The sequence below is a fragment of the Providencia lanzhouensis genome, from assembly GCF_050469745.1.
In the GTDB taxonomy this organism is placed as follows: domain Bacteria; phylum Pseudomonadota; class Gammaproteobacteria; order Enterobacterales; family Enterobacteriaceae; genus Providencia; species Providencia lanzhouensis.
Map to the genome: position 1 here is coordinate 3282730 of NZ_CP174123.1, position 13795 is coordinate 3296524.

A 13795-nucleotide genomic window follows, 5' to 3' on the forward strand; every position below is an offset into this window, starting at 1 on the left:
CCTTATTATTCAGCTTCTACTAAGCTTTCTTCTGCTTGAACAGCCAGATCTTGTGAACGACCTTCACGAACGGTGTTTGCAACAGCGCCCAGATACAGTTTGATTGCACGGATTGCATCGTCGTTACCAGGGATAACGAAGTCGATACCGTCTGGATCAGAGTTAGTATCAACGATAGCGAATACTGGGATACCCAGGTTGTTAGCTTCTTTGATAGCAATGTGTTCGTGGTCTGCATCGATAACGAACAGAGCGTCTGGTAAACCGCCCATATCTTTGATACCGCCTAAGCTGTTTTCTAACTTACCAAGTTCACGAGTACGCATCAGCGCTTCTTTCTTGGTCAGTTTGTCGAAAGTACCGTCTTGTGACTGAACTTCCAGATCTTTCAGACGTTTGATTGACTGACGAACAGTTTTCCAGTTAGTCAGCATCCCACCTAACCAACGGTGGTTTACGAAATATTGATCACAGCTTCCAGCAGCTTCTTGAACGGCTTCGCTTGCAGCACGTTTAGTACCAACAAACAGAATCTTGCCTTTACGAGAAGCAATTTTAGTCAACTCAGCCAGAGCTTCGTTGAACATTGGAACAGTCTTTTCCAAGTTGATGATATGAACTTTGTTACGAGCGCCGAAAATGAAAGGTTTCATTTTAGGGTTCCAGTAACGAGTCTGGTGACCAAAGTGAACGCCCGCTTGTAACATATCGCGCATGGAAACAGTTGCCATTTTATACCTCTGTATATAAGTAATTGGGGTTATGCCTCCACGAATCCCATGCTACCGACTCTATAGCTGCGTCTAAACGCATAAGAGCACCCCGGCGCACGTGCCGATTCGTGTGTGTTATTACACAATTGAGTTTTAATTTACGCACATCCAATCGATGCCTTTAAGATTCACTCACTAATCCAAATTAGATTAAAAAATGAGATAAAGAGAAAAATATGGATTGCCGGCGCGCTTTATACCATAAAATGCAGTTGTAATCCAATAATTGTTGTTTTTTTCGCTGATAAAAACTAAGTGTATTATTCAAATATCAATGAATTTTGCCCGTCACAAAAGAGCCTCCGTGCAAATATGGAGCAACAACAAAGCGATAGCGAAAAATGGTCAAGGCAAAAAATTCACAATCAAAAATCGACTGGCACTTTTGACAAATTGTGCTCTAGAAAGCTCAATTTGAACAAACCACGCCTAAGGCTTGGCTTACCCTGTGCTCCATTATCTGTTTTTAATCTAACTGTGGGCATCTAAACATATCGCCTACTAGTTGGCAGAAAATGCGGTGACTGTTACCATACTCAGCATCAACGGTAAAAATGTCGCAACAATTGCCCATTTCCAAACCCTTTTTTTAACATGTCGCAAATTCCTTGCTGACATATATGGACTGAACTCATGGCTATTATTATCAAAACTGAAGAAGATATTCAGAAAATGCGTGTTGCTGGTCGCCTAGCAGCTGAAGTGTTAGAAATGATCGCACCGCATGTTGTGCCGGGAGTCAGTACAGGTGAATTGGATCGCCTTTGCCACAAACACATTGTTGAGCAACAACAAGCGATCCCAGCCTGCCTTGACTACCATGGTTTCCCTAAGTCTGTTTGTATTTCCGTGAATGATGTTATCTGCCACGGTATTCCAAGTGACGATAAAATTCTGAAAGATGGTGATGTGGTTAACATCGACGTCACTGTCATCAAAAATGGCTTCCACGGCGATACTTCTAAAATGTTCATCGTCGGTAAACCGACTATCCAAGGTGAGCGCCTGTGCCAAGTGACTCAAGAGAGTCTGTATCTGGCAATCCGCATGGTTAAACCAGGTATCCGTTTACGCACTATCGGTAAAGCCATTCAAGAGTTTGTTGAGAAACAAGACCTGTCAGTAGTTCGCGAATATTGCGGTCACGGCATCGGTGAAGGTTTCCACGAGGAGCCACAAGTGCTGCATTATGATGCAGATGACAGCGGCGTTGTGCTGCAAAAAGGCATGACCTTCACTATCGAACCAATGGTAAATACCGGTGATTTCCGTATTCGTACCATGAAAGACGGCTGGACAGTCAAAACTAAAGACCGTGGTTGGTCTGCACAGTACGAGCACACCTTAGCGGTGACTGACAACGGCTGTGAAATTTTAACTCTGCGTAAAGAAGAAGAGCCATTTATTTCTGCGGTTCTGATCAACGAATAATCGTATTTCAAGCTCCTCCTTGGGGGAGCTTAGTTTTTCTGTTCATCCCCCCTAAAAAAACGTAAGCTGATCATAATTTCTGTATGGCTCTCAACACGGACAGATGATGATGACGGCACCTTCAAACAGCTATTTATCTCCCACTCAATTCCAGCCTTCCGATCTTGAACTCTCAACGCTTCGGCAACATGTTGATCAATTTGATGCTTGGTTAGAATCTGCATTTCACCAAGGGCAAAATGTCGTGGATTTACTCCGCGCCCGCAGTGACTATCTTGATGCCTTACTCACCAAGCTTTGGCAGAGTTACCATTTTGACCAATGTTCAGAGATGTCGTTGATTGCCGTCGGAGGCTATGGTCGTCATGAGCTACACCCGCTATCAGACATTGACATTTTAATTCTCAGCCAGCAACCGCTTCCTGAAGAGATTGCCACTAAAGTCGGTCAGTTCATTACCTTACTGTGGGATTTGCGTTTTGATATCGGGCACAGTGTTCGCTCATTGGAAGAGTGCATTCAAGCAGGAAAACAAGACTTAACCACGGCGACCAATCTGATTGAATCGCGCTTAATATGTGGTGACATCGCCCTATTCTTAAGCTTACAGAAAACTATTTTTAGTGATGACTTTTGGCCATCCGCGACCTTTTTTGCCGCGAAACTAACCGAACAACAAGAACGCCATCAGCGTTATCACAGCACTAGCTACAACTTAGAGCCAGATATTAAAAGCAGCCCCGGCGGATTACGGGATATTCATACCTTACTGTGGGTAGGCCGCCGTCATTTTGGTGCGACAACCGTCGATGAAATGGTTGGCTTTGGTTTCCTCACCGAAGAAGAACGCCAAGAGCTTAAAGAGTGTTTATCATTTTTATGGAAAATCCGCTTTGCCTTGCATTTAGTGGTCAAGCGCTATGACAACCGTCTACTGTTTGACCGTCAATTTAGTGTTGCACAATCATTAGGTTACACCGGCGAACGGAACCAACCTGTCGAGCGCATGATGAAAGATTTCTATCGCGTCACTCGCCGAGTCAGGGAATTAAATCAAATGCTGCTGCAACTGTTTGATGAAGCTATCTTGGCATTAAATCCTAATGAAAAACCGCGCCCTATTGATGAATATTTTCAACTGCGTGGCAACTTAATCGATGTGATTGACGAAATGCTGTTTATTAAGCAGCCAGACGCTATTTTGAAAATGTTTTATCAAATGGCTCGCAACCCCAATATTGAAGGGATCTACTCCACCACATTACGTCAATTACGCTTTGCACGGCGCGATCTGAAAGTCCCCTTATGCGAAATTCCTGAAGCTCGCCGCATGTTTGTCAAAATTTTGCGCCATCCAAGAGCTATCAAAGGGGCTTTTGTCCCGATGCACTTACACAGTGTTCTCAGCGCCTATACGCCATTTTGGAGCAATATTGTCGGGCAAATGCAGTTCGACCTGTTCCACGCCTATACCGTAGATGAACATACCATTCGCGTTCTGCAAAAAATCGACAGTTTCACTCAGGAAGAGAACCGCCGAGAGCACCCGCTATGTGTCAGTGTTTATCCTAAGATTTTACAGCCAGAGCTGTTACGCTTAGCGGCGATGTTTCATGATATTGCCAAAGGGCGCTCAGGGGATCACTCCGATCTCGGTGCTGAATTTGTCTATGAATTTGCTCTTCAACATGATTTTACAACCAAAGATGCCGAGCTTGTCGCATGGCTGGTGAAAAATCACTTATTGATGTCCGTGACCGCCCAGCGCCGAGATATTCAAGACCCGGATGTGATCAAACAGTTTGCCGGGGAAGTTAAATCGACAGCGCGCTTGAATTACCTGATGTGCCTAACCGTTGCCGATATTTGTGCCACCAACAGCACGTTATGGAATAGCTGGAAGCAAAGTTTGATCCGTGAGCTTTATCTTTCTACCGAACATCAACTCAACCAAGGCATGCAAAGCACGCCCGATCTTCGTGAACGCATTCGTCATCATCGTTACCAAGCGCTATCGCTACTTCGACAATCGCACATCGATGAAGAGCAGCTCAACACTCTGTGGTCACGCTGCCATGCGGATTATTTCTTGCGCCACACGCCGACTCAACTGGCTTGGCACGCCAATCACCTGCTCAAACATGATTTAACCCAGCCTTTGGTGTTAATCAGTACTCAACCGAAACATGGCGGAACAGAAATTTTTATCTGGTGCCACGACAAAGCGCATTTATTTGCAGCCGTTGCCAGTGAGCTGGATAGACGCAACCTCAGCATTCATAGCGCTCAAATTTTTACTAATAAAGATAATATGGCGATGGATACTTTCGTGGTACTCGAACCTAATGGCTCGCCACTTTCGAAAGATAGATATGAACACATTCGTAAGGCGCTGTTACTGGCAGTTCAACAACCTGAAATTCCATTACCAAAACCGCGAACTCTCCCTGCGAAGCTACGTCATTTCAGCGTACCAACCAAAGTGAATTTTCTACACTCCAATAATGACCGTCGTACCTACATGGAGTTATTCGCGCTTGACCAACCCGGATTGCTCGCCAAAGTGGGGCACATTTTCGCTCAAATGGAGATTTCTTTATATGGCGCCCGCATCACGACTATTGGCGAAAAAGTAGAAGACTTTTTTGTATTGGCAGATAGAGAACACAAAGCGTTAGATAAAAATATGCAACAAGAGTTATCAGAAAGGTTGACAGAAGCCCTTAAATCGAAGGATAAAATATAGTGCCAGTCTAATTTATGGCATGTTACCTGACTGAGAATCATTGAAGGAGAAACAGCATTAATGCAACAATTACAAACAATTATTGAGCAAGCATTCGAAGATCGCGCATCCATTACCCCGAATACTGTCACGCCAACAGTCAAACAAGCCGTGATGGAAACCATCGCTTTATTAGATAGCGGTAAACTGCGTGTTGCAGAAAAAATTGCGGGTGTTTGGGTCACTCACCAGTGGCTGAAAAAAGCAGTTTTATTATCTTTCCGTATTCATGATAACCAAGTCATCGAAGGCGCTGAAAGCCGCTATTTTGATAAAGTTCCAATGAAATTTGCAGATTACGACAAAGCTCGCTTTGAACGTGAAGGCTTCCGTGTTGTTCCACCAGCAGCCGTACGCCAAGGGGCTTATATCGCCAAAAACAGTGTATTGATGCCATCTTACGTCAACATCGGTGCGTATGTTGATGAAGGAACAATGGTTGATACATGGGCAACAGTCGGTTCTTGTGCCCAAATTGGTAAAAACGTTCACCTTTCTGGTGGCGTCGGCATCGGTGGTGTTCTAGAGCCATTACAAGCAAACCCAACAATTATCGAAGATAACTGCTTTATCGGCGCACGTTCTGAAGTGGTTGAAGGCGTGATTGTTGAAGAAGGTTCCGTGATTTCTATGGGCGTTTATCTGGGTCAAAGCACCAAGATCTATGACCGTGAAACGGGTGAAATCTTCTATGGTCGCGTACCTGCGGGCTCCGTTGTTGTTTCTGGCAACTTACCGTCCAAAGATGGTAGCTACAGCCTGTACTGCGCCGTGATCGTGAAAAAAGTCGATGAAAAAACCCGCGGTAAAGTCGGTATCAATGAGTTATTAAGAAGTATTGATGAGTAAGTATAGATCAGTGACTTACTTGTAAGTTACCGAATCAATTACTAATCAAATTCTAAACTCTCTCACCTCCCCTTATAGTTTAAGGGTTGTAAGGTGTAAAACGCGAAGCTACCCCGAAGCGCATGTCCATCAGCGAATCGGGTAGCCGAGTGTCCCATTGAGTCATTGCTCCGCTGATCTATTGATTCACAATGGAAAATCCTGCACCTCAAGCATAAATCTCTCGTTAAGTCAGCAGAAGCCTCTGGGTTATAGATAGATAACGCAAATAATAAAGCAGATTCTATTACAAACAGAGGTTGGTCAAACTGGATTAATCGCGCATAATATGACCGAGAATTTACAGCCCTTGGTCAATTAGCTGCTATTATTAGATGGTTGTTTTGTAACTCATCATTTTATAAGCAATTAGGGCTCAGTAAATGGTTATAAAAAGAGACTGCCTTGTTTATAGCCCTTATTTATAACCCTAAAAGTCATCGACACAGTCCCTTACGATTAAGCGAGCTAACATGTACGATAATTTGAAAAGTTTAGGTATCAGCAATCCGCAAGATATCGACCGCTATTCCCTGCGCCAAGAAGCTAATAACGATATTTTAAAAATTTACTTTCGCAAAGATAAAGGCGAGTTTTTCGCTAAAAGCGTAAAATTTAAGTACCCACGCCAGCGTAAAACTGTTGCAGCAACTGATGGCAGCAACAACTTCAAAGAAATTAACGAAATCAATACTAACTTACGTTATGTGATTGAAGAACTAGACCAAATTTGTCAAAACGACCAAACAGATGTTGATTTAAAACACAAAATTTTGGATGACCTCCGTCATTTAGAACACGTTGTGTCCAATAAAATCGCAGAAATTGAAGCGGATCTCGAGAAACTTACTCGTAAATAGTCCAATTCCTCACTGCACTGTAAGCCGACCTGTTTACAGTGCAGATGCATAAGGCTCGCGATTTACAGCAAATCCGCCCAAGATTGTAACCACACTTTGGCGAACTCTTCCGGCTCTTCCACTTCAGTGGCATCAATAAACAACACATCGCCAATACGGCTGCCAGATTGCTCAGCTAATAACTCATCAAACTGTTTACCCGCTCCGCAGAAGTTCTCATAGCTGCTATCACCTAAGGCAATCACGCCATATTTCAATTCAGGCTGATAGCCGACAACATCTTTAATTTCATAAAAAAGAGGCGCAATGGTATCGGGAATATCACCTTGTCCGGTAGTGGAAGTGATCACCAGAGCAACGCCTTCCCCCGCATTATAGACTTGCCAATCCGCTAGCGTTGGCTCCTCAAACACTGCCACTTCATGACCTTGCTGTTCGAAGATCTCTTGCGCCACTTCCGCAACCGCTAATGCGTTGCCATACACTGTTCCGACAAAAATTCCGATTTTGGACACTACGTCCTCCTTATAAAAATCTATCAAACAGGATAATCAATCACATTAATATCGAGCTTTGAGACAGTATTACCCCATCCAAATTGTTCAACTAATGATAGCCATTGTGCATCCCATGCCGCGACTAACGATATTTTTTCTTCTGTTATAGGGTGAATAAATATTAGCTGGCTAGCGTGCAGCATCAAGCGAGAGACTGAAAAATGCTCACTCACACCGCGGTTTTGACGTAAATCTCCATGTTTACTATCCCCAATAATGGGATGACGTAAATGGGACATATGACGTCTTAATTGGTGTTTGCGTCCAGTTTCAGGCTTAAGCTCAACAAGGCTAAAACGCGCTGTATCATAACGCCCAATTGCCACTGGACACTCGACTGTCGCCAAGGGTTTATAATGGGTGACACACTCTTGTAACCGAGGCTCTTTAGTGGCGTGTTTATCCGCAATTTTGTCGAGTTCCTCAAGTAACGGATAATCTAATCTATCCCCTTCTGTAACGTAGCCCCGCACAATCGCATGGTACACTTTTTCCATGGTATGCTGCTCAAACTGCTCGGCGAGTGACCTTGCTACTTCACTGGATAATGCAAACAACAACACACCCGATGTTGGTCTATCAAGACGGTGGATTGGGAAAACATGCTGCCCAATTTGGTCACGCAGTGTTTGCATCACAAACACCGTCTCTTTGCTGTCGAGCCAACTGCGATGCACCAACATACCTGCTGGTTTATTAACAGCAACCACATACTCATCTTGGTAGATAATATCCAGCATCCGTTATTCGCCTATCACGGTGAATTGAAAGTAGCTATCTAACTCACGCAAATGATCGAGGAATGCAATAAAGCGCCCTTCTTCGTCGTCTTTGTAGATCTCTTCAAAATACGGTGCGATAGCAAAATTGCTCGGCAACATGGCACCTTGATCAATCATTGCTGTCAGTCGAGGGATTAAAATCCACTGCAGCCATTGGGCGGCTTCCATCGTATCGATGGCAAAAGGTTCCACACTCTCAAACGCGTCTGGACTTGGCGGAACCTCTTCCCATAAGGATTTGGCTCTCATCTCTATTTCAAGATGACTGAGTTTCTCAAGGATGCGCTGCTCAATATTCATACTAAAACCTATTCAAAGATAATAATTCAAAATATACCGTATTTTTGGACACAGTGTTGTCGCAAACATGGGGATGAGACAAGCAAAAAACAATCATGCGTCGCCAAATTATGTATCTACGTCCATTTATTCACATTGACTAAAACAATTAATGATTGTTTATCATTCGTTGTATATTCTGCCTTTATTATTGAATGTTTTTCTACACAGTTTGCTTTTTTCATTATTAACATAAAGATGGTTTATCTATGGGACTATTAAAACAGTGGCGTCAACAAAACAAGACATGGAAATCTTTCACGAACAAATACGTACAGCTAAAAAGAAAGATCCGCATTGCTAAGTTGCCTTCACAACAATATCAGCAATATCAATCGATGTGCGATACATACCAAAGCGCCCTGCTATCAGCGACCATCGATGGCGTACCTCAATTTATTGAGCGACCGATTAACAAATACCTGCATAAAACGTGGAGTGGTAAACAGAAATTATCCACTGCAAGCTATACGTTAGATTTAATTGAAAAAACCTTTACGCCTGAAGCTATCACCGCCATGTTTTCGGATAAACGAGACGGCTTAACGGTCGCGAATATTGAGCTAAAATCCGGTGATTTTGCCCAATTAAAAATGATCTATTCTCAATATCCACGTGAAGGCGATCTCTCCATCCATTTACTCAATGAAACGGGTGATGAAATCTATTTGATGAGCTTTTCATTTGGTGAACAAGGTCAGCTTTATGTCTGTTCCCTACAAGGGCCATCGACAGAGCAGAGCGTAGAGCAAGTGAAATCCATTACGAAACAGATGCATGCAATGAGGCCTAAAAATCTTTTAATGTCTGCTATTTATGCGGTAGCTGCTTATTTCCAAATCAAATCTATTCTCGGGATTTCAAATAATAGCCATATCAAAAGCCAGCATTTAAAATCTAGCTACGATACTTTTTGGGAAGAGTGTGGCGGCGTTTTAAATGCCGAAGGTTGGTATCAATTACCACTTCAAGAGCCAATGCGTGATATCGAATCAGTGAAAAGCCAGAGACGTTCCGAATTCCGTAAGCGCGAAGCACTGAGAGAAGCCATGTCCCAAAATATTATTGAGTCCCTCACCCAATATTCAAACTCAGCTCAGAAATAAAAAAAGTAGCCAGTTAAAACTAACTGGCTACTTATCTATCAATTGACTTGCATCCTGCAATGCGACTTCCTGCCGCCTAACATCCTGTTAGATAAAAATTTAGCAGACCAACCGCTCTGCCAGGTTATCCATTTCCTTGTTTTTTATATGTAAAAAAGCTAAACAACTACCCTGTCCAGCCCGATAAGAATGTATTAAATCCATTAAGCAAACAACCTAGTGTTCTACATTCTGATGATTCAAAAAATGATAAAAAACTTAAAATGGATAGTAACGCTATGAAATTAAAAGTTAAATAGTTCTCATTTCGATGATGTGAAAAATTATTAAGATATGGCTTAACCAAATTGTAGGCGATAACCTACAGCACCATGCCATAAATCACTTACCCCTGAGATGATATAACGGGCTTCAGTTGTTGAATAAAGCTCGCAAGATTTTCTGCAATAACTTGTCGTTGCTTGCTCCCAAACGTTTCAACAATAATTTCCCCTGTTAAATTACACATAGAAATCATTTCTAATTCAGAGTCTAATGTGGCAATAAACAGCGTTGGCGGTAACTTTAAGCGCTTTTGAGTCACCAAATGCCCAATCAAGTTTTCCTGTAAGCGAATAAAGTCCTCTTCGCTCCACACTTGCACCAAATTCAATGATAAGTCACCCAACGTCGCGCTCATATCTCCAGCTAACTGAGTGGTATAAAAAGCGTGAATATCGTCCTGTAATTGGAGATCTAGCGCATTAGCGACGTTATTTAAACTTTTCTCTTCTAATGGAAACGGCTTAGGCTCCCAATAAACCACATCATCACCAGTACGAACGATGCAAGGAGAAGGTACCCCATACAGCTCAGCAGACACCGGTGGAAGTCCCGTAGCTTCTTGCCACTTAGCCACATACTGGCTGGTAAAATTTTTAATTAAATCAGAGATTATTGTATTCATCGTTTTTCAATTGTGAGAAATAACATTATTAAAACCAATTCAAATTGGCAGGCTCAATATTATGGATAAGTGGTATTATGACAGAAGTTAACAAACGAATAAAATGCACTCAGTTTGCCAATGTTCAGCACTGACACGCCGAAAAGATAAGGATCACTATGTCTCACTATCAAAATAACCCCGCTCTCGATAATTTAACTCTCGGGAAAAAGACGGCTTATCATGACCAATATGATGCCGCTTTATTGCAAGCGGTGCCGCGTAGCCTTAATCGCGATCCTTTGGATATTCATGCTGATACACTGCCATTCCACGGCGCCGATATTTGGACACTGTATGAACTCTCTTGGCTAAATACCCGTGGTGTTCCTCAAGTAGCGATAGGCTCCGTCAGTGTAGATGCCACAAGTGAAAACTTGGTGGAATCAAAAAGCTTCAAGCTTTATCTCAATAGTTTCAATCAGACTCGCTTCGAAACGTGGGAAAATGTGCGAAGCGTTTTGCAAAATGACCTAAGCCGCTGTGCTAATGGCGAGGTTAAGGTTACACTTTATAAACTTGATGACTTTACTCAGCAAGCCATTCACCAATTCCAAGGTGTCTGTATTGATGAGCAAGAGATTGACATCGATAACTATGAATTTAATCGCGACTATTTGGTCGATTGCACTCAACCAGAGGTTGTCGAAGAAACCCTCGTCAGCCATCTATTGAAATCAAATTGCTTGATTACCAATCAACCTGATTGGGGCTCAGTACAAATTCATTATCGTGGTCCGAAAATTGACCGTGAAGCGTTATTACGTTACCTCGTCTCATTTCGTCATCATAATGAATTCCACGAACAGTGCGTGGAGCGCATTTTCAACGACATAACAATACTGTGCAAACCAGAAAAATTATCGGTGTATGCACGCTATACTCGCCGAGGTGGGCTTGATATCAACCCATGGCGAAGTAATGCACAATTCGAGCCTGACACGGGTCGTTTGGCACGGCAATAAGTACCTACTAAATTGAAAATCAGTGTAATTTAAGAGAATGCTATTTAAATCATTTTCAATGTAATTCACGCGTCAAGAGCCCAATTGGGCAAAGGAGTGTTACTTGATTACTCATATCAGTCCATTAGGATCTATGGATCTATTGTCTCAGCTTGAAGTCGATATGCTGAAACGTACGGCGAGCAGCCATTTGTATCAGCTATATCGAAACTGCTCCTTAGCGGTATTACATTCAGGAAGCTTAACTGACAGCAGTAAAGAGCTTTTAGAAAAAAGTGCAGGTTTTGATATCAACATTTTACGTCGTGAACGTGGTATCAAATTAGAGCTTATTAACCCGCCAGAAAAAGCGTTCGTTGACGGTAAAATCATTCGCTCATTACAAGCGAACTTGTTTGCCGTACTGCGCGATATTTTGTTTGTTCACGCTCAAATCACTAATGCTAAACAACAGTTCCATCTCGATTTAGAAAATAGCACTCACCTCACTAATATGATCTTTTCCATCTTACGTAACGCCCGTGCGCTACATATTGGTGAAGATCCGAATATGATCGTGTGCTGGGGTGGACACTCCATTAATGAAAATGAATACCTGTATGGTCGTAAAGTCGGTAATGAACTAGGCTTGCGTGAACTGAACATCTGCACCGGTTGTGGACCGGGAGCTATGGAAGCGCCAATGAAAGGTGCAGCGGTAGGTCATGCTCAACAGCGTTATAAAGATAGCCGTTTTATCGGGTTAACTGAGCCATCCATCATCGCGGCTGAGCCACCTAACCCATTAGTTAATGAACTGATCATCATGCCAGACATTGAAAAACGTCTTGAGGCATTTGTCCGTTTAGCCCACGGGATCATTATTTTCCCTGGTGGCGTGGGAACCGCAGAAGAGCTGCTTTATCTGTTGGGTATTATGATGGATCCTGAAAATACCGAGCAAGTGCTGCCATTAGTCCTGACTGGACCAAAAGAAAGTGCGGAATACTTCTCTGTTCTTGATGATTTTATTCGCCATACTCTGGGAGATGAAGCGAGCAAACATTACCAAATCATTATCGACAACCCACAAGAAGTGGCACGCGTGATGAAAAAAGGCATGTCTGCAGTGAAAGAGAGCCGTCGTAATACGGGTGATGCATACAGCTTCAACTGGTCGATTAAAATCGCCCCTGAGCTACAGCATCCGTTTGAACCGACTCATGAAAATATGGCGTCACTGAATCTGCATCCGGGTCAATCCCCAGAAAAACTGGCTTCCGATTTACGCCGTGCTTTCTCTGGAATTGTCGCGGGTAACGTAAAAGAAGTCGGTATGAAAGCGATTGAAAAACATGGTCCTTTCAAAATTCATGGGGATAGCGACATCATGAAACGCATGGACATTTTACTCCAAGGTTTCGTGAAACAGCATCGTATGAAGTTGCCGGGTGGCACCGCTTACGAACCTTGCTATGAAATTGTGAAATAATCACCTACGCGCCAAGGAAGGCGCGTTTAACGACCAAACGGCTTATGATCCATTTATTAATTATTGATGCTTTAAACTTAATTCGACGTATCCACGCGGTTCAGGGGAGCCCATGTGGAGAAACCTGTTTATCCGCTATTTCTCAATTGATTAACCACACTAACGCCACCCATATTGTGGCAGTATTTGATGAAGAAGGTCGCCACCATAGTTGGCGTCATGAAAAACTGCCTGACTATAAAGCAGGGCGTCAGCCTATGCCTGAAAACTTACAAGCTGAGTTACCTCAACTCGTTGCTCAGTTTGAAGAAAGTGGTATTCATTGCTGGCAATCTGAAGGTGATGAAGCCGATGATTTAGCCGCCACTCTCGCTAAACGTATTGCCGATTCTGGGCATACCGTCACCATCGTCTCTACTGATAAAGGTTACTGCCAGCTACTCTCTCCAAACCTGCGTATCCGTGACTACTTTCAAAAACGTTGGTTGGACGTACCTTTCATCGAGAATGAATTTGGAGTCAAGCCTGAACAACTACCTGACTACTGGGGTTTAGCGGGGATCAGTAGCAGTAAAGTTCCGGGAGTTGCAGGGATTGGCGCCAAAAGTGCCACTGAGTTACTTCAGCGATTCCAAACTATTGAAAATTTGTACGCCAACTTTGACGCTCTTGAAGAGAAGTGGCAGAAAAAACTAATTAACCGACAAGAAATTGCGCTTATCTGCCGCGATATTGCCACATTAAAAACAGACATTGCCTTGAAAGGTAATTTGAATCAGTTGCGCTATCAAGCTAAATAGCAGGCACAAAAAAGGTCACTTCACAGTGACCTTTTGCTATTCAAACCAATCTA

At 43.0% G+C, this 13795-nt stretch carries 13 protein-coding genes; 8 read left to right on the forward strand and 5 right to left on the reverse strand.

Going from position 1 to position 13795, the window contains the following annotated elements; genetic code table 11:
- Positions 1-5: 5 nt before the first annotated feature.
- The gene (rpsB, locus tag ACIH2S_RS15425; RefSeq protein WP_036956352.1) at positions 6-731 is read right to left on the reverse strand and encodes a 30S ribosomal protein S2; all 726 of its coding nucleotides are present in this window, start codon (positions 729-731) and stop codon (positions 6-8) included.
- A 675-nt stretch (positions 732-1406) separates the two neighbouring features.
- On the opposite strand from rpsB, the gene map reads away from it, so the two are divergent.
- The 4 genes from map to ACIH2S_RS15445 all read left to right on the forward strand — a co-directional run bounded on the left by map (position 1407) and on the right by ACIH2S_RS15445 (position 6737).
- On the forward strand, positions 1407-2204 hold the full coding sequence (gene map / locus ACIH2S_RS15430; RefSeq protein WP_036956350.1) for a type I methionyl aminopeptidase: 798 nt from the start codon (positions 1407-1409) through the stop codon (positions 2202-2204).
- A 106-nt stretch (positions 2205-2310) separates the two neighbouring features.
- Positions 2311-4950 (forward strand): bifunctional uridylyltransferase/uridylyl-removing protein GlnD, encoded by a 2640-nt coding sequence (glnD, locus tag ACIH2S_RS15435; RefSeq protein WP_108478498.1) that lies wholly within the window; start codon positions 2311-2313, stop codon positions 4948-4950.
- Between the two features lie 60 nt (positions 4951-5010).
- On the forward strand, positions 5011-5838 hold the full coding sequence (dapD, locus tag ACIH2S_RS15440) for a 2,3,4,5-tetrahydropyridine-2,6-dicarboxylate N-succinyltransferase (protein WP_036956346.1): 828 nt from the start codon (positions 5011-5013) through the stop codon (positions 5836-5838).
- A gap of 512 nt (positions 5839-6350) precedes the next feature.
- Positions 6351-6737, forward strand: a complete 387-nt coding sequence (locus tag ACIH2S_RS15445; protein WP_036956344.1) for a DUF3461 family protein — start codon at positions 6351-6353, stop codon at positions 6735-6737.
- Between the two features lie 62 nt (positions 6738-6799).
- On the opposite strand, the gene ACIH2S_RS15450 is transcribed toward ACIH2S_RS15445, so the two are convergent.
- The 3 genes from ACIH2S_RS15450 to ACIH2S_RS15460 are packed head-to-tail and all read right to left on the reverse strand — an operon-like array spanning position 6800 to position 8376.
- Positions 6800-7252, reverse strand: a complete 453-nt coding sequence (locus ACIH2S_RS15450) for a flavodoxin (RefSeq protein ID WP_036956342.1) — start codon at positions 7250-7252, stop codon at positions 6800-6802.
- Positions 7253-7275: 23 nt separating this feature from the next.
- The gene (gene truC / locus ACIH2S_RS15455; protein WP_430247681.1) at positions 7276-8034 is read right to left on the reverse strand and encodes a tRNA pseudouridine(65) synthase TruC; all 759 of its coding nucleotides are present in this window, start codon (positions 8032-8034) and stop codon (positions 7276-7278) included.
- A 3-nt stretch (positions 8035-8037) separates the two neighbouring features.
- Entirely contained in the window at positions 8038-8376 is a 339-nt protein-coding gene (locus ACIH2S_RS15460) for a YqcC family protein (RefSeq protein WP_108478496.1), read from the reverse strand.
- A gap of 248 nt (positions 8377-8624) precedes the next feature.
- Here ACIH2S_RS15460 and ACIH2S_RS15465 point away from each other — a divergent pair, with 248 nt between their 5' ends.
- The gene (locus ACIH2S_RS15465) at positions 8625-9521 is read left to right on the forward strand and encodes a VirK/YbjX family protein (protein ID WP_349488020.1); all 897 of its coding nucleotides are present in this window, start codon (positions 8625-8627) and stop codon (positions 9519-9521) included.
- Between the two features lie 385 nt (positions 9522-9906).
- Here ACIH2S_RS15465 and syd read toward each other — a convergent pair whose 3' ends face one another.
- A complete protein-coding gene (syd, locus tag ACIH2S_RS15470; protein ID WP_036956336.1) occupies positions 9907-10467 on the reverse strand; it encodes a SecY-interacting protein in 561 nt (186 codons plus the stop codon).
- A 158-nt stretch (positions 10468-10625) separates the two neighbouring features.
- Here syd and queF point away from each other — a divergent pair, with 158 nt between their 5' ends.
- The 3 genes from queF (at position 10626) to xni (ending at position 13742) form a co-directional block, all read left to right on the forward strand.
- Complete coding sequence (queF, locus tag ACIH2S_RS15475; RefSeq protein ID WP_272535086.1) at positions 10626-11471, forward strand: NADPH-dependent 7-cyano-7-deazaguanine reductase QueF; 846 nt, start codon at positions 10626-10628, stop codon at positions 11469-11471.
- 103 nt (positions 11472-11574) lie between these two features.
- Positions 11575-12942, forward strand: coding sequence for a nucleotide 5'-monophosphate nucleosidase PpnN (gene ppnN, locus ACIH2S_RS15480; protein ID WP_036956334.1), 1368 nt, complete (start codon positions 11575-11577; stop codon positions 12940-12942).
- Positions 12943-12986: 44 nt separating this feature from the next.
- Positions 12987-13742 carry a flap endonuclease Xni gene (xni, locus tag ACIH2S_RS15485; protein WP_430247684.1) on the forward strand — a complete coding sequence of 252 codons (756 nt, stop codon included), beginning with the start codon at positions 12987-12989 and terminating at the stop codon, positions 13740-13742.
- Positions 13743-13795 lie beyond the last annotated feature (53 nt).